Here is a 22,598-nt window from a genome sequence, read left to right as displayed (position 1 = left end):
CCAACGCATCGGCCCCCTCGCCCCAGACCCGGAGAACGGTAATGAACGCCCAGATTTCCCTCAATGGCCAAATCGGCTTCCTTTGGACGGCCGGCGAGCGGGCTCTGGAAAATTCCCCATCACTTGAATCAGCAGTTTGTATGCGCCGCGCTACATGACCTATTAAGAATTCGAGCGATTACCTGTTAGCTCCGACCGCGTCATGCTTGTTGCGCGGCGAGTTCGGCTCGGAAGGAACCAGACGGCTGCGCAAATCCGGTCATCGATAAGGATGGCAGGCACTTTCAAACAAAAAATCTGGAGACAACGGTATGCCTATAGTACGGAGCACGGGTTGCTATGCGCTTGTCTCGGCATGCGCGGCAATGCAGATAGCGGGCTGTGGCGGCAGCGATGCAGACAATCATTCTGCTGTGAACGATTTGAAAATCGTCACGTCCCCCGACTATCCGTCTTTGGTTTGCGAAGAACAGATGGTTCCAGCGCGAGACGGCACTCGTCTCAAGACCTATGTATATCGCAACAACAAAACGACGGGGAAAATGCCGACGTTGATGATCCGAAGTCCTTATAGCCGCCTGTATGGCGAGAAATGTTTTTCCGGGTATCACTTCGAAAATCTCGTCTCGTATGCAAAAGATGGGTATGTCGCGGTCGTGCAAAGCTCGCGCGGGACGTTTATGTCCGAAGGCACCTTCAAGCCGATTGATCAAGAGGGCCAGGACGGCTACGACGCTATCGAATGGGCGGCGTCCCAGCCGTGGTCGAGCGGGAAGGTGGGGATGAAGGGTGCGTCCTACTTTGGCCTAACACAGTGGCAGGCGGCCATTAAGCGCCCTCCCCATCTAGTTGCGATCGCGCCTGACATCACGGCCTCCGACTACCACGACAACTGGACGTATCAAAATGGCGTGTTTGATCTCTGGTTCAACGTCTCATGGACGGCAGGAGCCTTCGAAGCGGACCAGATCATTCGAAAGTTGACCGCCAGCGGGGCGCCCCAGAGCACGATCGACGCTCAAGCGGCAGCATGGACTGCGGAAGTCGCGCAGAACGTCGATACGACGTGGCCCAATACCCTGCCTCTGACGTCTCTTCAGGTGATGAACGCGGACCAGCCCTTCTATCTGGAATGGTTGAAGACGCCCACCTATGATGCCTCGTGGGAGAGGATCGATATCGAGAACAAATATGGCACGCTTGACATCGCGACCCTCACTAGCGGTGCCTCCTATGACATCTTTTCTGTTGGAAGCGCTCGTAATTTTCAAGGGATGAAGAAAGCTGCTGCAACTGCGGCCGCGCGCAACAATGCCAAGCTCGTGTGGAGAGCCTACGGACATTCTGTCGATAGCGGCTTTCCGACGTTCGGCAACGATACGCCCGATCCGAGCATCGAAAAGCGCTTCTTCGACTACCACCTGAAGGGCGTTGCAAACGGCTTTGACAGGGAGCCGCCAGTTCGGATCTACGTGCTGGTTCCGCCGGATTCAGGCCAGACGGGCAGTGGCTTTTGGATGACGGGCGACGACTTCCCGCTGCCTGGCACGGTTTCGACCCGCTACTACATGGGCAGCGGTGGTAGTGCCAACACGCGATCGGGCGACGGCTTCCTCTCGCCGACGCCGGTGACCACGGGGGCCACTTTCGATTCATTTGCATATGACCCGAACAAGCCAGTGCCGACCGTGGGCGGCAATGTCTGCTGCTTCGCCAGTCCGACGAACGCCGTACGAGGGGGTGCGCAAGAGCAGGCATCCGTAGAACAACGCCCGGACGTCCTGGTGTATACAAGCAACCGCATGGACCGTGATATGCCCGTGATCGGTAATGTCAGAGCCAGCTTTTGGGCGAGTTCTTCAGCCGTGGATACGGACTTCACGATGAAGCTCGTGGACGTTCGCCCCGACGGCAGTACGCACAACGTGGTCAACCGCATCGTCCGTGCAAGTTATCGTGCCGGATCGAAGCTGCCTCGGCAGCTGCTCACGGCGGATGGAGCCACCAAGTTTGAACTTGATCTGGGACCGACTGCGATCATCGTGCCCAAGAATCACAAGCTTCGTGTGCAGATTTCGTCCTCGGACTTTCCGCACTACGCGAGGAATTTGAATACTGGGCTCGACAGCAACAGCACGGAACAGATAAAGACGGCCCAGCAGCGTATCTTTCATGATGCTAACCATCAGTCCTTTATCGAACTACCTGTCGCGCCTATCACGCGATGAACGGCGGAGCTGCCCAGAAGGTCTCAAATACTTGGGCTCGGGGCAGGCGCATCTTGGAGCCCTGTAGTCGGAAAAGACGAAGGGCGGGTCGATCCAGCCCTTCGTCTCGACCTCCAGGCTGTTGATGGCCACCTGCTCCGTTGGGTGCAACGCGGAATCGACGGCCATTGCAGCAATTCAACAGACGCCGACGTCTCCATCGGCGTCAGGCGCCTCGCGATTCAAGCCGACGCGGTGCAAGGCTCAGAGTGTGCCGCGGCAATCAGTATTCCGGCGAAGGGCTGTGAGCAGCTCAGTGAGCGCTCGGTTGCAGAGCAAAGGCCGGCAAGGTGGTGCTGCGCTGCGCACCTCGCGATCAGCAACCTGCCTAAAACACTGAACCCGGGAAACTCATCCGCGCTGATTATGTGCTGTTTTTTTAACTGGCCATACGGATTCTGACTCATTCTCTAATTACGAAGCTTGAAGCACTCTTACCAATTCGTTCGTTACAAGGAGCCATGTATATGAATGCACAAGTTGAGCTGACTCTTCCCGAACCGATCTCAGCGTATTTTGCGGCGGATCGGCAGGGCCCTGAAGCCGTCGCGCGGTGCTTCACCGCGCAAGCCGTCGTTAACGATGTCGGGCAAATGCACACCGGGACTGACGAAATCAAGGCTTGGAAGGCGAAAGCTGACGCAAAGTACACCTACACGATGATACCCTTCGAATTGGAGCGCGACGGGGAGTTTCATATCGTCCGCGTACATGCAGCCGGTACCTTCGAAGGGAGTCCTATTGACATGACCCTCCGCTTCGGGTCTGCCACGGGCTTAATCGCATCTCTGGAGATCTCGGTATGAGCTTCGACCTTCAGCTGAATGGTCTGCGGGCGGTGGTTACCGGCGGCACGCTGGGCCTTGGCGCTGCAGTCGTGAAAACTTTTGCTGAGGCCGGCGCCCGGGTGACGACATCCGCGCGCACCTTGCCGGCGCAGCCGATGGAGGGAGTCACCTACGTAGCTGCGAACCTATCAACAGCGGAAGGCACGAGTCTGCTTGCTCATACCATTCTGCAGGATTGGGGCGGCGTCGACATATTGGTCAACGTGCTCGGCGGCTCAACTACTCCCGCTGGCGGTTTCGCCGCAATTAGCGATGACCAATGGATCGCCGAGTTGAATCTGAATTTGATGCCCGCCGTACGGTTGGATCGTGCGCTGCTGCCGTCGATGCTCGCTCAAGGCTCGGGTGTGATCATCCACGTCAGTTCCATCCAGCGCGTGCTGCCTCTTCCTGAGTCGACCACTGCCTATGCGGCGGCCAAGGGTGCCCTCACGACATATAGCAAATCATTGTCAAAAGAGGTGACGCCAAAGGGAGTGCGCGTGTTGAGCGTGGCGCCAGGTTGGATCGAGACCGAGGCTTCGGTAGCGTTCGCTGAGCGGATGGGTGCACAGGCAGGAACGGACTACGAGGGCGGTAAGAAGATCGTCATGGATTGGCTGGGAGGGATTCCAGTGGGCCGACCCGCCAAGCCACATGAGGTTGCCGATCTAATCGCCTTCTTGGCGTCGTCGCGATCCGCTTCGATTGCAGGGTCCGAGTATCGGATCGACGGCGGCACTGTTCCCACCGTGTAGCCGACTGCAGCGGCCGGCTGAGCTAACGCGAGCCCTATGGCTTGCCTTCCATTAGTTAAGGGGCCTCTTACCCGTCCTGAAACATCTCAAACGCCGCGACGCTGCTCAAGATCGAATCAGAAAGCGGAGTTGGAAAAAGGTATGGGCGGCAAGATCATGTGCCCAAAGTGTCCAGCAGGCTTGCGACAGCGTTGAAGCCACCGCCAACTTCAATTGGGAAGCGAGCTGAGGACCGGTCTTGACAGTCGCATAGGCAGCGTGCAGCAGTCGTCTATCCGCCTTGACATGGTGCAGTTTGTTCGGTGTGCCGGTCTCTCAGGGCTCCACTGTGAGCCTTTTTGCCGACGCGCAATGCGTCGGTTTTTTTTGGTGCAAGAAGTTTGGTTGTTTTGTTGCTTGATGGCGAGTTACGGATGGCGCCGTCGGACCGTCTCGCAAATCGATATGCGTCTTTGTGACCGGCGTCGCACGACGAGCGTACTCAACAGGCCCGTCTGTCCTCGCAATCTTTGCGCATGCTGGTGTCCAATCGCTTCGGGGGGACGCTTGCCGTTAAAGGCTCGTATCTCGTCGCGAGCGCTGTCTAGGGCGCATGTGAATTCAGGGAAATTTGCTCGTCGGGTACTTCTCGAAATCAGCAACAAATTGCGCCGTAAGCCCGGATGCCAACATCGCTTCTCGGCCTGATGCGACCTCCCTCTGGAACGCGAATGCTCCAAGACATAGGACGACAAGCAGGACGATAGGCGCGACGGTCTGCGTCCATTGCAGAGCGCTCGAAAGCTCCGCCCCCGCTTGCATCAACGAACGCGTTATGAGGACGCTGCCGCATCCGAACACGGCTGCCGCGCCGGCCTGGAACAAAAATCGCCGACGGCGCTTTCGAGCTTCCACATAGAGCGCGATCGCTTCCCATTGCTGCTTCGTATAAGTGCGCTCATCGAGCTGCATGGCCCCAACTTCCTATCAAACGTCCTGCTTCGCCTCTGCCTTGAGTGCGAATACGAAGATCACAACGGCGAGGCCGAAGCCGACCGCTCCGCCAATGCCACCGGCTTTTGAAACGTCGACCGTTGCGTAGTGCAACTCAACGGCACCCAGATTAATCGCCTGCCCAACGAGAAGCCCGATAAGGCCCAGGGCGCCGGAAAGGATCCCGACGAGAGCGGCCAGCCCGAATATACGAAGCAGGCTATCGTTCCAAGCTATGTCCATTTATATCCTTATTGTCGCTGCCTCGGGGTTCCGCCGGGCCGTGGACGCTGCGCGCGCCGGCGACACCCACCAACTATTTCATAGTGAGACCGTGTCGGTCAGTTCAATGCGCCCGTTGTCACTTGATCCGATTCCATTCGGCGTAGATCGCGCCGAAGACCGTGGGCACCACGTCGTGGCCTTCAAAAGAAACCGGCCGGTCGTCGTTTGGATAGCCCATTGCGGGAGAGGCCCGCAACATACCGAGCATCCGCGCGCTGTGTTCGCCAGTGGATGCAACTTCACTGAGAACCTCCGACTCGATTTTATGAATTAGCGCCCAAGTCAGCGTCCCGGCCTGCCGATGGCGTTGCACGGCTGCAGGCGCGGCGTCTCTCAAAGCCGCATCGGCGGCATACAGTGCGTCCATTTTTTCTCCGTTTCCTAATTGGGCAGTGCGTGCTTCCGTAGCAGAGCCCTGATCGCATCTTCGACCGTCGACCGGAGCACATACTCCCGACCTTGCGGGAGTAGCGCGGCGAACGCTTCAGTCAATGAATAAGCGACCTCAGCCACATCACGTTCACGAACGATTACCCTTAATCCAGCGGTAAGCTCGGCTTCAAGTTCACGATCGTTGATTCGGAGTTCGATAGTAGCCATCGTCTCATCTCCTGATTCGATGCGTCGTTTTCCTCATTCGTGGTCACGAAGGTCCGACAGAGATTCTTCGAGCATTCCGCCGCGTCCAAATGAAGCTGCACAACGGTATCGGTTCGGTTAGCGGCTCGCCGTTGGGCATCCTGCGTGACTCCGCAGAATCGCGCAAAACGTTAATCGCTGCCCGCAGAGCAAGCGCTGGAGTCAAATTGGACATGGTTCGTTTTCCGTGTTTCATGACTGGCTGACAGTCAGAGCTTTATGACGAGGTCCGTGTACTTTGCGACGTTGTCGTCTTCGCTGAGCAGGCGCAGCGGCTCCGTGATGGCTTGTGCCACGAGCATCCGATCGAAGGGATCTCGGTGAATGTCTGGCAGCTCGCGAACAGTCGCAGCGTGCGCCGCCGTTACTGGTAGTTCGCGAAACCCCGCGTCCTCCATCCGCGCGACCAGCTCCGGTACATCGGCGTCAAGCTTTCCGAGCGCCGCCTTGATAGATATCTCCCAAATGCTCGCGGCGCTGACGAACACAACGTCGGCGCTAAGCATCGTTGCTTCAGCACGCTTGGAAAGCCTTTTATCGCCGCCCATCGCCCACAAAAAAACGTGTGTGTCGATCAACAGGCGCATTACCGGCCCTCGAACGTCGCCAAGACCTCGTCCGCCAACGGCGCGTCGAAGTCGTCGGCGATCTTGATTTTTCCCTTCATCAAGCCGAGGCGAAGTTTCGGCTTCTGCTCCACGGAAACGAGCCGAACGACGGGCGTTCCGGCCTTGGCAATGACGACTTCTTCGCCGTTAACGGCTGCCTCGATGAGGCGCGACAGCTGCGACTTTGCTTCATGGATATTCACGGTCTGCATGGACCCTCCACCACTGATTAGCTTAGTTTAGCCAAGTCTCGACCTGATGGCAATGTGTAGAACGCAGTAGGTGGTTTGATGCTTGACCTAACCGGGACAGGGATGCGCAAAAGACGGATGAAAAACCGTGGCTTTCGCCTGCGCAGGGTTCGGTTTTTTGTTCACGATGCAGTGCTGCCGGTCCGCCAAGGCGCGCGGCTGCGCCTTGACAAGGCACCTTTTCCTCAACACTGGCGTTACATCGCCCCTCGCAAGCGAGGGAGTCGGTGGCTAAGAAAACGATCGGAACGCCCTACGGCGTCCACGAACTTAACGAGGTCTGGTTTGAAACAGTCGTCTGCTGCATTGCCGTCCATTCGCCTTTTCGCTTTGACGGCTTTGACCGTCGCCGTGCTCGCCGCATGCGGCGGGGGCGGTTCTTCTGACTCGAACAGCGCGAAAAGCTCAAACAGCACAGGAGGCTCGAACGACACGGGGAGAAAGAGCGGCACGCCAGCCGCGTCTCAGAAAGCGAGCTTCCTGCCACCGGCGTCCACGGCGCAGAGCGTTGCGGCCACGGGAGACCCCATCGCCGACAGCATCGCTTACCTTAACGCCATGCGGCATAACGTCGGTTACACGACGGCGCTTTCGATCGACAAGGGGCTAATGACGTCGTCGCAAAACCATGCTGCTTGTCTTGCCGACAACTCGATTTTGAGTCACAACGAGACGGCTGGTCAGCCGGGATTCACCGGTGCAACCCCCCGGGGTCCGCATCAACGCACAAGGCAGCTACACGGCTTGGGGCGAGGTAACGTCTGCAGGTGATGCGCGCGCATTCACCGACTCTCTGGTGGCCGTCAGGCTCCTGTTAGACGCGCCCTATCACCGTGTCATCATGCTCGACAACCTCGCCAGTATGGGCGTGGGCAGCGCCTCCAGCTCGACGTGGGGGGCGTTCAACATCGACTTCGGCAACATGACGTCCGCCCTCAGCGGCACGCAAGTCATCGCTTATCCGTACCCGAACGAGACGGACGTTCCGACGGATTGGTACGTCAACGAGATCCCGAGCCCGTTCGCGTCCGCGCCGCAGTACAACCAGACATACACCGGCTATCCCATCACTATTCAGGGCAACATGTTGTCGAAACTCAATTCCGTCAGCTATACGGTGACCGACAGCGGCGGGAATGCGGTGCCGTGTCAGCTTCAGACGTCTGCCAACGATACGCAGCTCACGAACGCTGCGATGTGCGTTCCTTTCAAGCCGCTCAACGCAAGCACCACGTACACGGTGCATGTCGTCGGCGTTCTGACCACATTTGGGGCGAATGGGACGCAGAACAGTCCGCTTGATCTCAGCTGGTCGTTCACCACCAAGGCTGCAAGCACAACGAAGACTCAAAGGGTGAACAGTGGCGGTGTTCGTCCGCCAGCCGTTCTATAAGCGTCTTTCACGAAATGCACGGCTTGCAACGTGGCGCCGGGAGGTGTCCGCACTTTGGCCGGGCCGTGCGATCAATGACAAACCGCCCAAGCTCGGAAACCAGAAATGAGCCTTGAAGACAGAGATTGGTATCGGGAAGAAATGCGCCGAAGAAACTCTGCCAGCAGTTCGCTAGGGCGGAGCGGATATATCCACCCAAATCTGAGGCACTTGCACTCCGCCGGCCGGAGCCCATCCCGCGCCAAAATCGCTTTGGTGTGGCTGCTCGTGTTAGGTGGGTTGTACCTCGTTTTTTCGTGGGCGGCCCAACGAAGCCTCCATTTGGACCTTGCGGCCTCACACGCTGTCGATCTGTTTCACCGAAACAGAACTCGACTGTTGGGACTGTTCTGCGTCCTTTTTGTCTTGGCGTTAATCCGCAGTATTCGCGGAAGCCGCCGACGAAGGCACCTCACAGCGTGGCAGAAGGCGGTTTACGACCCTAAAGAGTTTCGGCGGGAGCGGTGAGGGTACCAATGCGCGAGCAACGAAAGCTCGACCCGTGAACCGTCGCGGTGGTCATCCGACAGCCGTTCCAAAGTAACGCCTCAAAAATGCACGGCTTTCAGCGAGGCCCGAACAAGCGTTCAGCCTCTGCTTGCAGTGCTCAACCTATAACCGCACCGAGGGAACATGCAAAGCCACATTGCGCCAGTCGTAGTCATCGCCCTACTGGTGGGCATCGTAGCGGTCATTGCCAGAAAGGTAGCCGCGAAGCCGCGATATAGGGCGATTCCTCTGCTGACCGCCAACGAGAGGGAGTTCTTCGAGCGGCTTCGCCGCGCGCTTCCCGAGGCGTTGATCTTTCCGCAAGTCGCGATGTCAGCGATCATCCAGCCGATCTCGAGCGGAAAGCAGCGCACCATCGACTTTCGACGGATCTCGCAGAAGCGGGTGGACTACGCGGTCTACGATAGACAGCTCGCCCTCGTTGCTGTCGTCGAGCTTGATGATAGGACGCACGACGCCGCGCGTGACGCCGTGCGCGACGCATATCTCGCAAGCGCGGGTATTCGGACAGTCCGCTTTCAGTCGAAGGCGAAGCCGGACGAAATCGGAATCCGCGCGGCGCTATTCCCTTCCGAAACGCGCATTCAAGCGGTTCAAGCAGCCGAACGTTCCCCGCTCTTCTCGCAGGTGTGAAGCGGCGGCAAGTTCCTTGACTTCGCGGTGGTGTCGATAGGCTGGTTTGTGACGCGGACGAACTCGCGTCGCTATCGTCACCTAAGCGAGGTCCCATGGAACCCAACAAGAAAGAGCCCGTCGACGCGATCAAAGTGATCAAGTCGCTCATCGACGTCATTCAAGCATCCTTCTCGACCGCGTGGAAAGCGGTCCTCCTCCTCGGCGGTCTGATACTGGTCGCCTACTGCTACTTCGAAAGCATCGTGCCCGAGGGGTTGTCGCTGGGCGATGCGTTCTTCTTGGCGTCCGCCGCGTTCTCATTCACCTGCATAGCATTGATCGGCGTCGGCTTCGGGGCCTTCTCGACGTTGTGGGCGCTCAAGCTTCTGGTTGTCGCCAACAACTTCCGCCTCAAGCGGCGCGGGGAGCCGCCGGCGGCTTCGCTGCATCGCGCAGTCGATAGCGGATCGATGGTCTTTATGTCGTTTCTCGTGGCGCTCCCCCTTGCCTATCTGCTCGTTTTTGTCAGGGACCAGTCCCCCGACGCCCGCATGCACGCGACCCTTATGTTCTTTGCTGCTGTAGGCGCAATCACCGCGATCATCGTGCTGATCGTTCCGTCCAAAGTGCAGCAGCGCGATATTCGTCTCACGGTGGTCTTCTTGGCGGTGGCCATTTTTGGCGCGCTCGTCGCTACCCGCCCCGCCCCCCTGAATTTGTCGATGGTGAACCTCGGCGTGCGCTCAGCGCCCGGCCAAGATGTGATCTTTTCCGATGCTGAGCATACGCAGTTGGCTGCGATCGCAACGGCGAGCGGTGTGAAGGTGCAGTTCTGCAAGCTTCCGACCACCGATAAGTGGGGTACGCGCGACGCCCGCGCCGTGTGGCATGGGGTCGGCGGAAGCTCGTACATACGGCTCTTCGACGAAACAAACGGGTCGCGCGACGTTCTCGTGCGGGCGAACCGCGCAGATGTCGAAGTAATCCGAGGGGACCGAACCGGCTTCGACTGCCCGCCGAAGGTGGCGGCTTCTCCGGACGGCAAGTCGTCATGACTCGCATCTACGCGACGCTGAGAAGGCGATACACCACTGAGGCATTGAAAGGCATGGGGTTCGTCAAGGACGGCGGGCTGATGGTGAAGCGCGGGGCGATGCGTCGCGTTCGCGCGCAAGCATCGAGCCTTGACGGCGTGTGGTGGCGAGTAACCCCGCTCGAGCGCCGCTGGCGTTAGACACCTCAGAAACATGAAAGACGCGCAAAAACACGCGTCTTTCCAAATCCAAGACGCGCCCACGGCCGGTAGCCTTGTTTTCGCTCATGAAAGCGTCTGCGCGGTGACCGCGCAACCGCTGCTGGCTCAATCGGCCGTTGCGCCATAAATCAAGAATTCACGACTACAACGAGGAACCATGAAGCTCAAAATGATCGGCATCGCCGCCCTGTCCGTTTTCGCGCTGTCCGCATGCTCACAGATGCAGCCGGGCGCGCAATCCGCCAAGACGGCGGCGACCGGTTCCGCCGCCGGCGAAGCGTCGCAGAACGCCAATGCAGGCCTGCAGCACTGCCCGGCGCCGCTCGGCACCGTGGCCATCGTCGAGGATACGGAAGCGCCGTGGTACGGCCTTCTCACTGGTCAATATCAGCTCGGCTCGACGGTGCCTGTGCTGAAACTGCTCGTCCAGCAAAGCAACTGCTTCGTGATCGTCGATCGCGGCCGCGCGCTTGGCACCGCGATGGGTGAACGCGCCCTGAACGCATCGGGCGAACTGCGCAAGACCTCCAAGATGCACAAAGGCCAGATGGTCGCGGCCGACTACACGATCAGCCCGAGCGTGACGTTCAGCAATCGCGACGCGGGCGGCGGCGCAGCAGGGCTCCTCGCATTTGTGCCCGTGGTTGGCGGTGTGCTCGCCGGTGCCGCTGGCACGATGAAGGCGCAGGAAGCGTCGACCATGCTGACGCTCGTCGACAACCGCTCCAGCGTCCAATTGGCGGCCGCAGAAGGTTCGGCGCGCAACGTCGACTTCGGCATGCTCTCCGGCGTGTTCGCAGGCGGCTTCGGCGGCGCTGGTGCGGCGGGCGGCGGCGCCTACGCACGCACGGCACAGGGCAAGGTCGTCGTCGCGGCTTTCACCGACTCCCTCAACAACCTCGTTGGCGCAGTTCGCCAGTACCGCGCGCAGAACGTCAAGGGCGGTCTCGGCAACGGCGGCGCTCTGGTCGTCAACTGATCGCGGTATCGCATAGAGGCGGGAGGCCAGAAGTCTCCCGCATGTTAAGGAACCGTTTAAGCAGGCCGTTATACCGGTCTCATCGAACCATCAAGGAAGCACATATGCGCCTCTTTCTCGCCATCATCATCCCGTGGCTCCAGTTTTTCACGATCGGCCGTCCGATCGCCGGGATCATCTGTTTTCTGCTGCAGATCACGCTGATTGGCTGGATCCCCGCCGCTATCTGGTCCGTTTTCGCACTCGGCCAGTACAAGACCGATCGTAAGATCGAGCGCGCGCTCGGCAGCCGGGCCTGAGAAACGCAATGGGGCTGTCACCGGGGCAGGAGCTTCAGAGCTTCACGTCGGTTCCCATTTTGAGATGAGCGTGATCATCCGATACGCATTCAACGTCGGGCGACTTCTGTTACGTCGAAGGATTACGTGGCAGACATTCAAGTATTCGCTTCGCGCGCGCCCGATCGCGGTTGCTGGCCGCGGTGGCGGCTACATCGTTGACCCGGAATTCGACTAGCAAACGACGCTGCGAGCGGCCAGCGTCGGTTGGTGTGACCTCGACATCGACATCCGCGAGTGGTCGCGCACAGAGCCGGGACCTCGTTTACGGGAAACAATTCGAAATGAACAAAGCAAAACTGCTTGCATCAGCATTGGCGATTCTAGCGACGCTCGGAACCGCGCATGCTCAGCAGGTCATGGGCGCGAAATGCGCCGGCGAGAACAATGGCGCGTTCGACGAGACTGCATCGCATCAAGCAGTCATTTGCGCCAACGCCAAGTGGCAGGATGCGACCACCGCCCCTCTGGCGACTGTCAATGTCGAAAAATACAGCGAGGCCAAAGCTCTCGAAGCGTCTTATGCTACCAAGGATGTGATCGGCCGCTGGAGAGTCCAGCAGAGCAACGACGGACACCGCCAATTCACGCTAGTGGCTAACGTCGTTGCGCTCAATTCCGACAATACGGCGCACGTCGTCGTTGATTTAGAGGATTCGGGCTGGCAGCAGCACGTTGACACGACGGTCCCGCTCAACGCCGCGACGGCCATTGCGACCGACAACCGCGGCGCAGAGTACCGGATCACAGTCAAACGCACGCCCGCCTAAGTTCTTCGCGTGCAATCGATGATGCGACGCCTCTGTCGCATCAGTCACTCCAGTTGCCTATGACGATTTCGCCTTCTACGCCATTGGCAGCGGCCACCTGCCGAGCAACGGCCATCAATTCGTCGTCCGTCAAGGTGGCGTCAGCAGCACGCCGACGCCGTTCGAACCGAATTCCGGCGGAACGTATGCCGCTCGATAAGTAGGCATCGCCCTTCTCCTGTTATTCATACCGGCATCTTCCGCCCTCGATCAGCCACCGTCATCCGCAAGAAGGGACGCTTGCGCCAGATCAACGTTAGCGGCTGCCTTCGGTTTGGCGGTTCTGGGCGGCAGAGGAAACGGCTCGGCGTGCATCTCGTCGGCCGGGTAAAGCTGCAGGAAGGACCGCGCTTCGTCCGTGCTTTTGCAAGACAGCCAGTCCTCGTACTCGGTTGGCGGGATGATGACCACCGACCTCTTCTCCGCTCCCGGCCTATGGAACCGCTTCATCAACGGGTGGTCGCCGGCGTTGACCGTCAACATGGTCATCGACAGGCTCGCTGAGCCGTCGGCGGGATCTTTCCAAGCACGCCATAGCCCAGCTATAGCAAGCGGAGCGCCATCGGCCATCCCAATGCGCCAGCGCACTGCCTTGCCCGTCTCGTAGTCTGGCTCGTAGAACCGGCGGCACGGGATCAGGGCGAGTTGCAACTTATTCCACGCGGTGCGAAAACTCGTCTTCTGCCCGACTGATTCGGACCGCGCGTTCATCGTATCGAAGGCTTTCACGCCCTGCGGGATGAACTCGCGCGGCACCATGCCGAACGTCGCAGCGTCAGTCAAATACTCACCGTCGATGCGGCGGAAGATCGGCGCGGCATAGTCCTTGTAAATCTCCGGCTTGTAGTCGAAATTCGGCACCGGGAACAGACTGAAGACGTCGAACGCATCTTTCGGATTAGACTCGTAGCTGGTGCACACTTTTCCCTCTCTCTCGCCGAAACGGGTGAGTTGCCGGAGCGCATCTGGCGCCGCCCAACGATGTATCGGGTCCCGGGCCATGCCCCGGGTCGTGGCACCTATTTTGCACGAATCGTGCCGTTGGCCTTGCCGCCTAGCCGTAGCGCCGCGTCATGCGGCGAGATGTGGCCGGCCATATAACCTACGAGAGGTTCGTATGGCTGCCCGTTCGATCGCATCGATGACGCTCAGTTTTGGACTCGTTTCCGTTCCGGTGAAGGTCTATACGGCCACCGAGAGCAAGTCAGGAGTGGGTTTCAACCTGATGCACAAAGAGTGCGGCACCCGGTTGAGACAGCAGTACGTCTGTCCGCACGACGGAAAAGTCGTCGAGCGCGCCGATATGGTCAAGGGCTACGAATTCGAGAAAGAGAAGTACGTGATTTTCGAGAAGTCGGAGCTGGAGGCGCTGGAGGCGAGCGCGAGCCACACAATCGACATCGTGTCGTTTGTGCCGACCGAGGCGATCGACCCGATCTACCTCGACAAGCCCTACTACCTCGCCCCGGACAAGCGCGGCGGCAAACCGTACCGGCTGCTGCAAGAAGCGATGAAGGACAGCGGCACGTGCGCCGTGGCTCGTTGGACGTGGAAGGGCAAACAGCACATGGTGCAGGTGCGCGCCGGCAACGACGGCCTGATTCTCCAGACCTTGCTCTACGCCGACGAGGTTCGCTCGCAGGCCGATATCGGCATCGAAGAGACGGATATTCAGCCGACGGAGCTACAGCTCGCCGAACAACTGATCGATCAGTACCGCGTCGACAGCTACGACGCCGCCGCGTACAAGGACGAAGAGAAGGAGCGCATCCTCGCCGAGATCGACAAGAAGATCGCGGGCAACAAAATCACCGCCGCGCCCGCCATCGAACAGCCCGGCGCGCAGGTGATCGATCTCGTCGAAGCACTGCGGGCGAGTTTGAAGAAAAAGCCGCCTGTGGAACGGCCAGCAGAGCAGCCAGCCGCACCGCGAGCCGCACGCAAGAGCGCGCGCACCGCCGCGCCAGCGCAAGAAGCGGCAGAAGCTGCTTCGGCGCCCAAGCGCCGGGCGGTGCGCCGGGCGGCCACTGAGGACCAACCGGCACCGGCGCGCAAAACTGGCACGAAACGGTGATATGCAAGACGACGGGTACAGCCTTCGCGATGTGCAGCGCATGCTCGGCGTGTCGCGCAGCGTCGTTGAACGGTTGATCGCAGCGGGCTTCGTGTCACCGGTGGGCGGCGAAAAAGGCGAGCGGCGCTTTACCTTCCAGGACATCGTCATGCTCAGGACCGCGCACGCGCTCCGAGTGGCAGGTGTCTCCCCCATGAAAATCGTCCGCGCACTTGATCACCTTCAGAAGAGCTGGGGGCGTGAAGGATCGCTCACTGGCGTGCGCATTGCTGCAGTCGGCGACCGGGTTGCGGTGCGGGATGGGGCAAGCCGCCAGTGGGATGCGGAAACCGGCCAACTGCTGCTGGATTTCGAGCAGCCACAGGCGTCGGGAAACGTCGCTTCCATGCAAGCGCCGCGCGAGCAGCGGGCACGTGAAGAAGCCGTTGACCTGTTCCGGCAGGCGCGCGCCTTGGAGGACGATGACCTCGACGCCGCAGAAGCGGCCTATCGGAAAGCGCTTGAACGCGCGCCCGACTATACCGACGCATCGCTGAACCTTGGGGGCATCCTGATGGACAGCGAGCGGTTCGACGAGGCGATAGCGGTGTACCGCGACGCGCTGCGATACCGCGCGAACGACCCGGTGCTGCTGTTCAACATCGGTGTGGCGCTTGAAGATTCGGGCCGCTTCCGCGAGGCGCTGCAGTTCTATGAGCGTTGCATCGAACAGGACCCCGACTTCGCGGATGCCCATTTCAACGCCGCGCGCATCCACGAAGAACTGGGCGAAGCGACCCTTGCCATTCGCCACTTCAACCAGTTCCGCAGACTGCAGAAGCTATAGGAGATGCTGATGACGATCGAAGCCGTCTGGTTCCTGATCGTCGGGGCATTGATGGTGCTGATGGCGCTGGGCCGAAATCTGGTTGAGCGGCTGCCGATGACCGGCGCAATGGTGTACCTCATCGTCGGCTTCCTCCTGGGTCCGGCGGGCGCTGGACTGTTGACGATCGACGTCGAGCGCGACGTGCGCCTGCTTCGCACGCTTACCGAAGCGGGACTTGTGGTGTCTCTGTTCGCCATCGGAATGTACCTGCGCGTCGAGCTTTCCAGGCCGCTTTGGCGACTGACCTTACGCCTCGCCGGTCCAGCCATGCTGATTACCATCGCGGTCGTGTTCGCCGCCGCGCGATGGGGTCTCGGGTTCGCCGCAGGCCCGGCATTGCTGCTGGCGTCTGCGCTCGCGCCGACCGATCCCGTATTGGCCAACGAGTTGCGCGTCGAAGAAGCGGGCGACGATGAACCGCTGCGCTTCGCTCTTTCATCGGAGGGCGGACTCAACGACGGTGCGGCCTCTCCGATGGTCTACATTGCTCTCGCGCTTTGCGGCGTCGGCAGTCTGGGCAGCGAGAACCCGTGGACGTTTGCCCTCGCTATCGCGTGGGGGATGACGAGCGCACTATTCTTCGGCTGGGCGTTGGGAACCGGGGTGGTCGTGCTGGTGACGAAATTGCGCACGAAGTACGACTATGCGTTGGGACTAGAAGGATTTCTTGCGCTGGGGCTCGTTGCCTTAGCCTACGGTGCAACCCTGATCGTCGATGGATACGCCTTCATCGCAGTCTTCGCCGCCGGCGTCGCGCTGCGGCGGCAGGAAATGAAGGCAACGGGTGACAAACCACCAAGCGAGGTGTTGGAATCAGTCGAGCGGGGCCAGCGGGAGGAAGCTGCCAAAGATCCGGAATTGGCTCATGCGTATATCGCGGAAAACATGATGGGCTTCTCGGTCGAGATCGAACGCTTTGTCGAACTGGGCCTGATGGTCATCATCGGCAGCGTCGTATCCGCGCACTGGCGGGAGCTCATTCATTGGTCCGTAGTCTGGCCGGTGCTTTTCCTCTTTATTGTGGCCCGGCCGCTCGGCAGCACCCTCTCCCTGATTGGCTCGTCGATGGACCGCCATCAGCGGTTTTTGTTTGGATGGTTGGGCCTGCGTGGCGTCGGCGCGTTCTACTACCTGCTGTTCTCTCTCGAACAGGCCGGGCACGACCGCGTCGGACCGCTCCTGCCGATCACCCTGGCGGCCATCGTCCTGTCGGTGTTCGTGCACGGCGCCAGTGCCACGCCCCTCCTCAAACGCTATCTCAGACGGAAGTAATCGGGGCGGAACAGTCTTTGCTCCTTCCACGCTATAAACGAAAGCGCGGAGGAACTCATGGCAGAACAGCACAAGCCCGGCGAGAAAGTTCAGACCTCGGGCATCTACAAGGTCGTGAAGGAAGGCGACGGCGGATCCGTCTTCGAAGTGACATGCGTCGAGGGCGAGCATTTTCCGCCGACCCGGAGTGGCAAAGGCGCTCACTACGAGCTCGTTCACGCGGCCACGCATTCGCACAAGCACAGCGAGCTCGGCAGCGGCGATTAATGCAGGTGGCAATCGTGGGCGCGACACGGAAACACTTGGTGACGGCATTCGCATCGGCATACTTGCTCGCCGGCTGCGTAGCCATCGGCGAGATGCCACCGCCCGGCCGGTACCTCACGGACCGCGAGTGCCACGACCTGACGGCGCTGAGGACGAACGCGAACCCCACAATGGCGGAGCACCAGTCGGAGTTAGCCGCGTTGCGAAAGGCAGGATACGATCCATCGCCGTTCTGGGACGACCCCTACTATCCCGAGGACCTGCAGGCGGCGCAGCGACTCGTTGATTATTGGTACAGGAACGAATGCGCACCATTACGAATGCAGTGAACCGGTGACCGCAGTCCGCTCAATCTCAACGACGAACGCGCAGGAACTGTCGATCGCTATCAGCAGAGCCCGCGTCATTCCTGGTTCTCCAGCGCGGGTGACGTTCGTCCTGCAGAATCGTTGCGACTGCGATTTTGAGGTCGTCAGCAGCGCATTCGAGGTCAAGCGTACGTACATCGGCGCACGACACGCCCTCCCGAAAGCTGGATGGGGCTACGCGGTCACCGACGCGGTCACGCCCGCGACGGTCCTGCCGACGCGCAGCGAGCTATGGACGACGTTTGAGGCCGACACACGCGCGACATTCCGCGGAGCCGTTCCAGCCGAAGCGCCCTCTTCCTTTGATCCGCAGTACTATTTCGCCGGGCGCATTCTCTACCGCCGCTTCTGCGGCGAGTTGATCGAGACCAGCGTGTATCGTCGGCTGGCGTACCCCGAACTCGACTGCTCGATCATCGAGCCGAACGATGCCTGCCTCAACAAGGAGGGCAGCGTCGTCTTCGCCTCAGTCTGAAGCACGGTTGGCCGGATCATGATCGCGCGCTAAGTGAGGCAATGAAAAGCCGAGATCAAGGGTTGTCTGGTCGACGAAATTCGGTAAGGCCGTCGTCGCCAATGCCCAAAGCCCAGCGCAAATCTCTAGCAAATTCGATGCAGGTGTTCTTCCACTCAGGCGTACCGAAATCGACGTCGCGCGGATTCTTCTTCCCGCGTGCGCGCCGGATTGTCTCGATGCTGATAGCCAGCGCCCGGGCATCTGCGTGTAGCTGCTCGTCCACAATTAGCCGTCGTCGTTGTTCCTTGTCCATCACTCGATTTTCGGCATTCGCTTCAGAAACTTTATGTGCCGAACAGCGCTTGTGCGGGGCAATTTGCGACTGAGATGCCGGAACTGGCGGCACCCGTGGCGGAGCAATGGTTTGAATCGCACCAGTCCAAGCTCTCGGCATTGACAAGGCACGCCGTGTGGGCGGCATCATCATAGCGTGTGCGGCGGAGGCGGGTTGTGGCGAGCAAGGAGGGAAGTTAGAGACGATGAAGATGTCGAACATCCTCAAACGTTTGCGCCACTGCCACGGCTGCCGCAGGCGAATCCGGGGCCCAATCCCACCCAGTTGCCTCCTCGTCGCTGCATCCACGCGGCGTCAAGAAGACGTGGAGGCCGGGAGAAAATCCTCGCTGCCGGGGCAGCAGTCTATTCATCTCCTCGACGAACAGAGAGGGGCGAATCGGAGGGAGGCTCGTGTTCACGATGTTGATTGCTCCGCAACGTTTTCCGTTCGGCGCCTCCACGCGGACAAGAAGGCTAGCTTAGCCCATGCAAACGCATCGGCACCGACGTTCTCCTCTCGAAGTCCGGTGTATGCGCAGAAGTATTCAAAGTCTTCTTGTCCGGTGTGCCCTAGTTCGTTACGCAGGGGGAGCGCGCTCGCAACGAGTTCCAGCAGATCGTGAGGGTTTCCGTAGCACATCGATCTCCTTCAACGGTGACATCATTTCAGCAACGAGCGGGCCAAGCTGCGACATTCTTTACCGCCGCTTCCGCGGCGAGTTGCTCGAGACCAGCGCGTACCGCGGCTGGCCTAGCCCGAGCTCGAGTCCTCGATAGTCGATCCGACTGATGCCTGCCTCTACAAGGAGGCGGCGTCCCTTGCCTCAGTCTGAAGCATCGCGCAGCTCAGCGCTGCGTTGCCCGCTCTCCCGGGCTGGCCAGAGTGAGGTGCTCAGGAACTCAGCTTCGGCATCGGCGACCGGTCCAAGCCCCTCTCCGAACCATGGCACCTGCGCGCGCAGCAACGCGACGTACGACTCCCATCCTGATTGGTTGCCTGCGAACAGGTCATGCTGAATCGTGTAGGCCAACAGCTTGCGATTGAGCGTCGGCTCAAGCAGCTCTTTGGTCCAGAGGAAGAAAGCGGTGGCTGCTCGCGCAGCGAAGTCGTGCGGCGTCAGTTGCGGTGTGACGAGGCCCAATATCGGAAAGCTGGCGAGTGATTCCTCATCGGCGGCCGCCTCGCCGATCGTCCTATGACGCTCGGCGCACTTCAATACGCAGCCGATTGATTCCACTACGTCACCGAGATGCAGCAGGAGCGCTCGCCGCTCGTTGGCGTCTTGCAGGCTGGCAGGCTGTACTTCAATGTCGTCTCGTTGTAGTTCGCTCATCTTCCCTCCCTTCGCTCATGAGAACGCGGCCGACGGCCACGGTTGCTTTGAACTGGCTAGGACCAATAGCAAGTCACGCGCCGTGGGCGGGCGTCACCAAGGAAGCGCTGAAGAACACGCCGGAGTGCGAGCACAACAAGGTCAAGCCGCCGCCCAAACCGCACAACTGAAAGACGCGCGATAGCCGCAGAAAGACGAAGCCCCGACCGATGATTCGGGCCGGGGCTTCGCTTACTACGATTGCGTCAACTTCCTACAACGTCTCTCTAACGCTGGACAGCAACGACTACCCCGTAACGACTAATCTCTTGAAGCGGAGCGATGAACGCTGAGACGCGCGCGTGGCAACCGCTTGTCCGGATAGGCGTGAGATTGGGCCGGATGCTCGGTGACTGCCGTTGTGCGACTCGTGTTTGGGCTTCATCGCCACGGAAAGAAGTGTACGTGTCGGTGCAATAGTCTCATTCGTTAAAAAGGAGCAGGAAACGCGCTCTTCCCAGAGGATAGGGAATCAGTTCCTTGCCGATAGGACGACAACTGCGCGGGCGCGCTTGATGGCATTCGCACGTCGTGCAGTTCGTTCTTGTTGAGATCAAGACGACGTTTCCTGTTTCGCGCGCTGTCGCTACGCGGCGGCTTGCACGGCTAAGCGCTGCCCGCGCGGTCGCTCACGTACAGCGCGCTTCTCATTGCGAACTGCGCGTAGATGCGACTGCAAGCGCTCGCAGACATCTTTCCTGCGCACAGGATTAAGAGGATCGCAAAGACGTATCGTCAGCGTCGCCGCTTGCATATGCGGCCGCATCGAAAGGTCTGGTTCGGGTGCTTCCCATAGCACCACGGTATGCGTGCCATCCGAGACCTGCACGACCTGAAAGGCCGCGAGGTCGATCTTGCTGAGCTCGTGAGGTTCGATCGAGTGATGCATGATGTCACCGGGGATCAGTTCTCCATGTACCGTCACATCATGCAAACAGCGTGCCGGTTGACTTTCGGCGAGACCTACAGACACCGCGGTTTGAGCGTGTAATTTTCAGTATGGCATCAATGAAATTACGACACTCCGCTGGATCCACCAAGGTGCCGCGGTGCTCGACAATTGCGGCAGGCGGCAGGAAGTCTGACGCTGGGCTGTCAGCGCAAGCCGACCGCCCTTCGCATCGCAACCGTAATGCCTTGCCGCGTGCGGTGGAAGCCGTCCCATGGATCGGCCCTTAGCGAATGCATGCGCCGCGCGGCCGTTTTGATAGTCCACTGATCGGCGCGGCCGATGTCCTTTAGCTCGTCCCACGCGATGAGCATCGACACGCCCATGCCTGAGCGCGCGCGTGCCGAGTACGCCGCGACCGTGCTCGCCCCTTTGCTGTTGCGCAGGTAGTCGATGAAGATTTTCTTCACCCGGTTCTTGGGTCCGAGGACCGCCGAGAACCGCTCGGGCATGAGCCGCGCCATGTAGCGCGCGACCGCGTGCGAGAAGTCTTTGACTTCATCCCACTGCTGCCGGCGCGTGAGCGGCACAACGATATGGAAGCCCTTGCCGCCGCTCGTCTAAATGAAGCTTTTGAGTCCGATCTCGTCTAGCAGCACCTTTGATAGTGTCGCCGCATCGACCATCATTTGCCATGACAGCTCCGGGTCGGGGTCAAGGTCGAGGATGAAGCGGTCGGGATGATCAAGGTCGGGCTGCACGGCGTTCCAGCTATGCAATTCGACCACGTTCATCTGGGCGAGGCCGATGAGCGCTTCGTGATGGTCGACGACTAGCAGCGGCGGGTGGCCGGGGTGCATCTCAACGGGCAGTCGCGTGATGCCAGGGATCTTTGAGCGCTCCTCGTGCTTCTGGAAAAACAGCTCGCCGTGGATGCCTTCCGGCGCGCGTACCAGCGACACCGGCCGCTCTTTCAGGTACGGCAACGCGAACTCCGCGATCTCGTCGTAGTAACGCACCAGATCGATTTTCTTCAGGCGTGTCACGTCGTCGATGATGCGCTCGGCGTTGGACACTTTCACGCCAGCGATGACTAGCGTTCCCGCCCGGCCCGGTGACGCGCGCGTGGTTCCCTTCGCTTGGGGCAGGCTCTCCGGCTCGTCCACATCGACGACTGTTTCTTCTGTCACGGCCGTGGCGGGCTTGTCGTCGCGCATGCCTTGGAAAACGGGGTGACGAACTTCGCCCGAGGGCGTCCATTCAAGGAAAGACGCTTCAACGACGAGCTCGGGGGCTAGCCAAACGAAGTCGCGATCCTTTTCGCATGGGGGCGGGTTGTAAAAAGGAGGATCGTCGCGAAGGAGCTTCGCCGCCTTCTTCTCTAACTCAGCTAGCGGGCGCGGCTTTAGTTCTACCTTCACAGTTCCGGCGAAACGCAAACTGCCGTCTCGCTCGTGCACGCCGAGCATGAGCGATCGCATCCCGCTTTTCGCGCCCGCGAGCCTCGTGTGGCCGCCCACGACAAATTCTTGCCGCTGATTGCACTTTAGTTTGATCCAGTCGGTCGAGCGGCCGGAACGGTACGGCGCATCCGCACGCTTGCCGATGATCCCTTCTAGCCGCATTCGGCACGCCGACGCGAGCAGCGATTCCGGATCCTCTGTGAATGACTCGCTGAAGCGCACGCGCTCGCTCGACGTCCGGGCGATTAGCTCGCCGAGCAGCTCGCGGCGCTGCGAGAGCGGCACCTCACGCAAGTCACGTCCGTTGAAAAACGGGACATCAAACGCGAAGAAGGTCAGTTGCGCCGTGCTGCGTCGGTCAAACGCGTTCTGCAAAGCGTTGAAATCGGGAGTTCCCGACTCGGTGAGCACCACTACTTCTCCGTCCAACCACGCATTGTCGACCGGCATTTCTTCGATCGCGGTGGCGAGGGTGCGCATCTTCGTTGTCCAGTCGTGGCCTCCGCGCGTGATCAGTTTGACCCGCCCCGCGTCCAGCCTGCACATGAGGCGATAGCCGTCGAACTTAGACAGGCACCTTTTGCGGTGTTGCCTTTCATACTGACCGGGGACCGGGATACCGCAAATCGTGATCTGCCGGATTCCCGCCACAACCGTTCGCTGCGGAGACCGGCAGATCGTTGACA

27 protein-coding genes and 1 pseudogene are annotated in these 22,598 nt (G+C 60.0%); 17 read left to right on the top strand and 11 right to left on the bottom strand.

From position 1 onward, the window contains the following. The first annotated feature begins 365 nt into the window (after positions 1 to 365). The 3 genes from AWB76_RS25930 to AWB76_RS25920 all read left to right on the top strand — a co-directional run bounded on the left by AWB76_RS25930 (position 366) and on the right by AWB76_RS25920 (position 3,852). Positions 366 to 2,228 carry a CocE/NonD family hydrolase gene (locus tag AWB76_RS25930; RefSeq protein WP_157696222.1) on the top strand — a complete coding sequence of 621 codons (1,863 nt, stop codon included), beginning with the start codon at positions 366 to 368 and terminating at the stop codon, positions 2,226 to 2,228. Between the two features lie 506 nt (positions 2,229 to 2,734). Further along, positions 2,735 to 3,073 (top strand): hypothetical protein, encoded by a 339-nt coding sequence (locus AWB76_RS25925; protein ID WP_061163046.1) that lies wholly within the window; start codon positions 2,735 to 2,737, stop codon positions 3,071 to 3,073. Continuing rightward, positions 3,070 to 3,852 carry an SDR family oxidoreductase gene (locus tag AWB76_RS25920; RefSeq protein WP_061136734.1) on the top strand — a complete coding sequence of 261 codons (783 nt, stop codon included), beginning with the start codon at positions 3,070 to 3,072 and terminating at the stop codon, positions 3,850 to 3,852. The genes AWB76_RS25925 and AWB76_RS25920 overlap by 4 nt, the downstream gene beginning before the upstream one ends. 600 nt (positions 3,853 to 4,452) lie before the next feature. On the opposite strand, the gene AWB76_RS25915 is transcribed toward AWB76_RS25920, so the two are convergent. The 6 genes from AWB76_RS25915 to AWB76_RS25890 all read right to left on the bottom strand — a co-directional run bounded on the left by AWB76_RS25915 (position 4,453) and on the right by AWB76_RS25890 (position 6,568). Next, positions 4,453 to 4,803: a hypothetical protein gene (locus AWB76_RS25915; protein ID WP_061162985.1), complete on the bottom strand. Its 351-nt coding sequence runs from the start codon at positions 4,801 to 4,803 to the stop codon at positions 4,453 to 4,455. Positions 4,804 to 4,818: 15 nt separating this feature from the next. Further along, positions 4,819 to 5,067: a hypothetical protein gene (locus AWB76_RS25910; protein WP_061162984.1), complete on the bottom strand. Its 249-nt coding sequence runs from the start codon at positions 5,065 to 5,067 to the stop codon at positions 4,819 to 4,821. 118 nt (positions 5,068 to 5,185) lie between these two features. Beyond that, entirely contained in the window at positions 5,186 to 5,476 is a 291-nt protein-coding gene (locus tag AWB76_RS25905) for a DUF2471 family protein (protein ID WP_061162983.1), read from the bottom strand. Between the two features lie 14 nt (positions 5,477 to 5,490). Next, a complete protein-coding gene (locus tag AWB76_RS25900; RefSeq protein ID WP_061136738.1) occupies positions 5,491 to 5,709 on the bottom strand; it encodes a hypothetical protein in 219 nt (72 codons plus the stop codon). A 248-nt stretch (positions 5,710 to 5,957) separates the two neighbouring features. Then, positions 5,958 to 6,335 (bottom strand): type II toxin-antitoxin system VapC family toxin, encoded by a 378-nt coding sequence (locus AWB76_RS25895; RefSeq protein WP_061162982.1) that lies wholly within the window; start codon positions 6,333 to 6,335, stop codon positions 5,958 to 5,960. Beyond that, complete coding sequence (locus AWB76_RS25890; RefSeq protein ID WP_061162981.1) at positions 6,335 to 6,568, bottom strand: type II toxin-antitoxin system Phd/YefM family antitoxin; 234 nt, start codon at positions 6,566 to 6,568, stop codon at positions 6,335 to 6,337. The genes AWB76_RS25895 and AWB76_RS25890 overlap by 1 nt, the downstream gene beginning before the upstream one ends. A gap of 324 nt (positions 6,569 to 6,892) precedes the next feature. On the opposite strand from AWB76_RS25890, the gene AWB76_RS41160 reads away from it, so the two are divergent. From AWB76_RS41160 to AWB76_RS25855, 8 genes are all read left to right on the top strand, one after another. After that, positions 6,893 to 7,378, top strand: coding sequence for a CAP domain-containing protein (locus tag AWB76_RS41160; RefSeq protein ID WP_157696221.1), 486 nt, complete (start codon positions 6,893 to 6,895; stop codon positions 7,376 to 7,378). A 70-nt stretch (positions 7,379 to 7,448) separates the two neighbouring features. Beyond that, the gene (locus AWB76_RS40480; RefSeq protein WP_061162980.1) at positions 7,449 to 8,000 is read left to right on the top strand and encodes a hypothetical protein; all 552 of its coding nucleotides are present in this window, start codon (positions 7,449 to 7,451) and stop codon (positions 7,998 to 8,000) included. A gap of 672 nt (positions 8,001 to 8,672) precedes the next feature. Beyond that, a complete protein-coding gene (locus AWB76_RS25880; RefSeq protein ID WP_061136742.1) occupies positions 8,673 to 9,182 on the top strand; it encodes a DUF2726 domain-containing protein in 510 nt (169 codons plus the stop codon). Positions 9,183 to 9,277: 95 nt separating this feature from the next. Further along, a complete protein-coding gene (locus AWB76_RS25875; protein ID WP_061162979.1) occupies positions 9,278 to 10,219 on the top strand; it encodes a hypothetical protein in 942 nt (313 codons plus the stop codon). Then, positions 10,216 to 10,398 (top strand): hypothetical protein, encoded by a 183-nt coding sequence (locus AWB76_RS25870; protein WP_061136744.1) that lies wholly within the window; start codon positions 10,216 to 10,218, stop codon positions 10,396 to 10,398. The genes AWB76_RS25875 and AWB76_RS25870 overlap by 4 nt, the downstream gene beginning before the upstream one ends. A 190-nt stretch (positions 10,399 to 10,588) precedes the next feature. After that, positions 10,589 to 11,398, top strand: a complete 810-nt coding sequence (locus AWB76_RS25865) for a CsgG/HfaB family protein (RefSeq protein ID WP_244173451.1) — start codon at positions 10,589 to 10,591, stop codon at positions 11,396 to 11,398. A 104-nt stretch (positions 11,399 to 11,502) separates the two neighbouring features. Then, the gene (locus AWB76_RS25860; RefSeq protein ID WP_035510755.1) at positions 11,503 to 11,697 is read left to right on the top strand and encodes a hypothetical protein; all 195 of its coding nucleotides are present in this window, start codon (positions 11,503 to 11,505) and stop codon (positions 11,695 to 11,697) included. A gap of 323 nt (positions 11,698 to 12,020) precedes the next feature. Next, positions 12,021 to 12,506 (top strand): hypothetical protein, encoded by a 486-nt coding sequence (locus tag AWB76_RS25855; RefSeq protein WP_061162977.1) that lies wholly within the window; start codon positions 12,021 to 12,023, stop codon positions 12,504 to 12,506. 249 nt (positions 12,507 to 12,755) lie between these two features. Here AWB76_RS25855 and AWB76_RS25850 read toward each other — a convergent pair whose 3' ends face one another. Continuing rightward, the gene (locus tag AWB76_RS25850) at positions 12,756 to 13,466 is read right to left on the bottom strand and encodes an SOS response-associated peptidase (RefSeq protein WP_061136806.1); all 711 of its coding nucleotides are present in this window, start codon (positions 13,464 to 13,466) and stop codon (positions 12,756 to 12,758) included. A 196-nt stretch (positions 13,467 to 13,662) separates the two neighbouring features. Here AWB76_RS25850 and ku point away from each other — a divergent pair, with 196 nt between their 5' ends. Genes ku through AWB76_RS25820 form a run of 6 tightly spaced genes read left to right on the top strand, consistent with a single transcriptional unit; the run spans position 13,663 to position 17,869 of the window. Next, positions 13,663 to 14,619 (top strand): non-homologous end joining protein Ku, encoded by a 957-nt coding sequence (gene ku, locus AWB76_RS25845; protein WP_061136747.1) that lies wholly within the window; start codon positions 13,663 to 13,665, stop codon positions 14,617 to 14,619. Between the two features lies 1 nt (position 14,620). Further along, positions 14,621 to 15,445 carry a tetratricopeptide repeat protein gene (locus tag AWB76_RS25840; protein WP_061136748.1) on the top strand — a complete coding sequence of 275 codons (825 nt, stop codon included), beginning with the start codon at positions 14,621 to 14,623 and terminating at the stop codon, positions 15,443 to 15,445. Between the two features lie 9 nt (positions 15,446 to 15,454). Further along, positions 15,455 to 16,759 (top strand): cation:proton antiporter, encoded by a 1,305-nt coding sequence (locus tag AWB76_RS25835; RefSeq protein ID WP_061163045.1) that lies wholly within the window; start codon positions 15,455 to 15,457, stop codon positions 16,757 to 16,759. Positions 16,760 to 16,816: 57 nt separating this feature from the next. Then, a complete protein-coding gene (locus AWB76_RS25830; protein ID WP_061162976.1) occupies positions 16,817 to 17,026 on the top strand; it encodes a hypothetical protein in 210 nt (69 codons plus the stop codon). Beyond that, positions 17,026 to 17,355 (top strand): DUF4148 domain-containing protein, encoded by a 330-nt coding sequence (locus tag AWB76_RS25825; RefSeq protein ID WP_061162975.1) that lies wholly within the window; start codon positions 17,026 to 17,028, stop codon positions 17,353 to 17,355. The genes AWB76_RS25830 and AWB76_RS25825 overlap by 1 nt, the downstream gene beginning before the upstream one ends. A 4-nt stretch (positions 17,356 to 17,359) precedes the next feature. After that, positions 17,360 to 17,869 (top strand): hypothetical protein, encoded by a 510-nt coding sequence (locus AWB76_RS25820; RefSeq protein ID WP_157696220.1) that lies wholly within the window; start codon positions 17,360 to 17,362, stop codon positions 17,867 to 17,869. A 55-nt stretch (positions 17,870 to 17,924) separates the two neighbouring features. Here the strand turns inward: AWB76_RS25820 and AWB76_RS41155 are convergent, their stop codons facing one another. From AWB76_RS41155 to ligD, 4 genes and pseudogenes are all read right to left on the bottom strand, one after another. Continuing rightward, entirely contained in the window at positions 17,925 to 18,407 is a 483-nt protein-coding gene (locus tag AWB76_RS41155) for a hypothetical protein (protein WP_157696219.1), read from the bottom strand. 604 nt (positions 18,408 to 19,011) lie between these two features. After that, positions 19,012 to 19,521, bottom strand: a complete 510-nt coding sequence (locus AWB76_RS25810) for a hypothetical protein (RefSeq protein ID WP_061136751.1) — start codon at positions 19,519 to 19,521, stop codon at positions 19,012 to 19,014. Positions 19,522 to 20,146: 625 nt separating this feature from the next. Next, on the bottom strand, positions 20,147 to 20,449 hold the full coding sequence (locus AWB76_RS41150; protein ID WP_157696218.1) for a hypothetical protein: 303 nt from the start codon (positions 20,447 to 20,449) through the stop codon (positions 20,147 to 20,149). Between the two features lie 206 nt (positions 20,450 to 20,655). After that, positions 20,656 to 22,563 (bottom strand): annotated as a pseudogene (gene ligD / locus AWB76_RS25795) (DNA ligase D). Between the last annotated feature and the right edge of the window lie 35 nt (positions 22,564 to 22,598).

The organism is Caballeronia temeraria (assembly GCF_001544795.2).
Classification (GTDB): Bacteria; Pseudomonadota; Gammaproteobacteria; order Burkholderiales; family Burkholderiaceae; genus Caballeronia; species Caballeronia temeraria.
This window is presented reverse-complemented; position numbering and strand designations above follow the sequence as displayed.

Bases quoted from the DNA above. Each gene is read 5' to 3' on its own strand.
- AWB76_RS25930 (WP_157696222.1), top strand. From the start codon at position 366: ATGCAGATAGCGGGCTGTGGCGGCAGCGATGCAGACAATCATTCTGCT.
- AWB76_RS25925 (WP_061163046.1), top strand. From the start codon at position 2,735: ATGAATGCACAAGTTGAGCTGACTCTTCCCGAACCGATCTCAGCGTAT.
- AWB76_RS25920 (WP_061136734.1), top strand. From the start codon at position 3,070: ATGAGCTTCGACCTTCAGCTGAATGGTCTGCGGGCGGTGGTTACCGGC.
- AWB76_RS25915 (WP_061162985.1), bottom strand. From the start codon at position 4,803: ATGCAGCTCGATGAGCGCACTTATACGAAGCAGCAATGGGAAGCGATC.
- AWB76_RS25910 (WP_061162984.1), bottom strand. From the start codon at position 5,067: ATGGACATAGCTTGGAACGATAGCCTGCTTCGTATATTCGGGCTGGCC.
- AWB76_RS25905 (WP_061162983.1), bottom strand. From the start codon at position 5,476: ATGGACGCACTGTATGCCGCCGATGCGGCTTTGAGAGACGCCGCGCCT.
- AWB76_RS25900 (WP_061136738.1), bottom strand. From the start codon at position 5,709: ATGGCTACTATCGAACTCCGAATCAACGATCGTGAACTTGAAGCCGAG.
- AWB76_RS25895 (WP_061162982.1), bottom strand. From the start codon at position 6,335: ATGCGCCTGTTGATCGACACACACGTTTTTTTGTGGGCGATGGGCGGC.
- AWB76_RS25890 (WP_061162981.1), bottom strand. From the start codon at position 6,568: ATGCAGACCGTGAATATCCATGAAGCAAAGTCGCAGCTGTCGCGCCTC.
- AWB76_RS40480 (WP_061162980.1), top strand. From the start codon at position 7,449: ATGCTCGACAACCTCGCCAGTATGGGCGTGGGCAGCGCCTCCAGCTCG.
- AWB76_RS25880 (WP_061136742.1), top strand. From the start codon at position 8,673: ATGCAAAGCCACATTGCGCCAGTCGTAGTCATCGCCCTACTGGTGGGC.
- AWB76_RS25875 (WP_061162979.1), top strand. From the start codon at position 9,278: ATGGAACCCAACAAGAAAGAGCCCGTCGACGCGATCAAAGTGATCAAG.
- AWB76_RS25870 (WP_061136744.1), top strand. From the start codon at position 10,216: ATGACTCGCATCTACGCGACGCTGAGAAGGCGATACACCACTGAGGCA.
- AWB76_RS25865 (WP_244173451.1), top strand. From the start codon at position 10,589: ATGATCGGCATCGCCGCCCTGTCCGTTTTCGCGCTGTCCGCATGCTCA.
- AWB76_RS25860 (WP_035510755.1), top strand. From the start codon at position 11,503: ATGCGCCTCTTTCTCGCCATCATCATCCCGTGGCTCCAGTTTTTCACG.
- AWB76_RS25855 (WP_061162977.1), top strand. From the start codon at position 12,021: ATGAACAAAGCAAAACTGCTTGCATCAGCATTGGCGATTCTAGCGACG.
- ku (WP_061136747.1), top strand. From the start codon at position 13,663: ATGGCTGCCCGTTCGATCGCATCGATGACGCTCAGTTTTGGACTCGTT.
- AWB76_RS25840 (WP_061136748.1), top strand. From the start codon at position 14,621: ATGCAAGACGACGGGTACAGCCTTCGCGATGTGCAGCGCATGCTCGGC.
- AWB76_RS25835 (WP_061163045.1), top strand. From the start codon at position 15,455: ATGACGATCGAAGCCGTCTGGTTCCTGATCGTCGGGGCATTGATGGTG.
- AWB76_RS25830 (WP_061162976.1), top strand. From the start codon at position 16,817: ATGGCAGAACAGCACAAGCCCGGCGAGAAAGTTCAGACCTCGGGCATC.
- AWB76_RS25825 (WP_061162975.1), top strand. From the start codon at position 17,026: ATGCAGGTGGCAATCGTGGGCGCGACACGGAAACACTTGGTGACGGCA.
- AWB76_RS41155 (WP_157696219.1), bottom strand. From the start codon at position 18,407: ATGTTCGACATCTTCATCGTCTCTAACTTCCCTCCTTGCTCGCCACAA.
- AWB76_RS25810 (WP_061136751.1), bottom strand. From the start codon at position 19,521: ATGAGCGAACTACAACGAGACGACATTGAAGTACAGCCTGCCAGCCTG.
- AWB76_RS41150 (WP_157696218.1), bottom strand. From the start codon at position 20,449: ATGCATCACTCGATCGAACCTCACGAGCTCAGCAAGATCGACCTCGCG.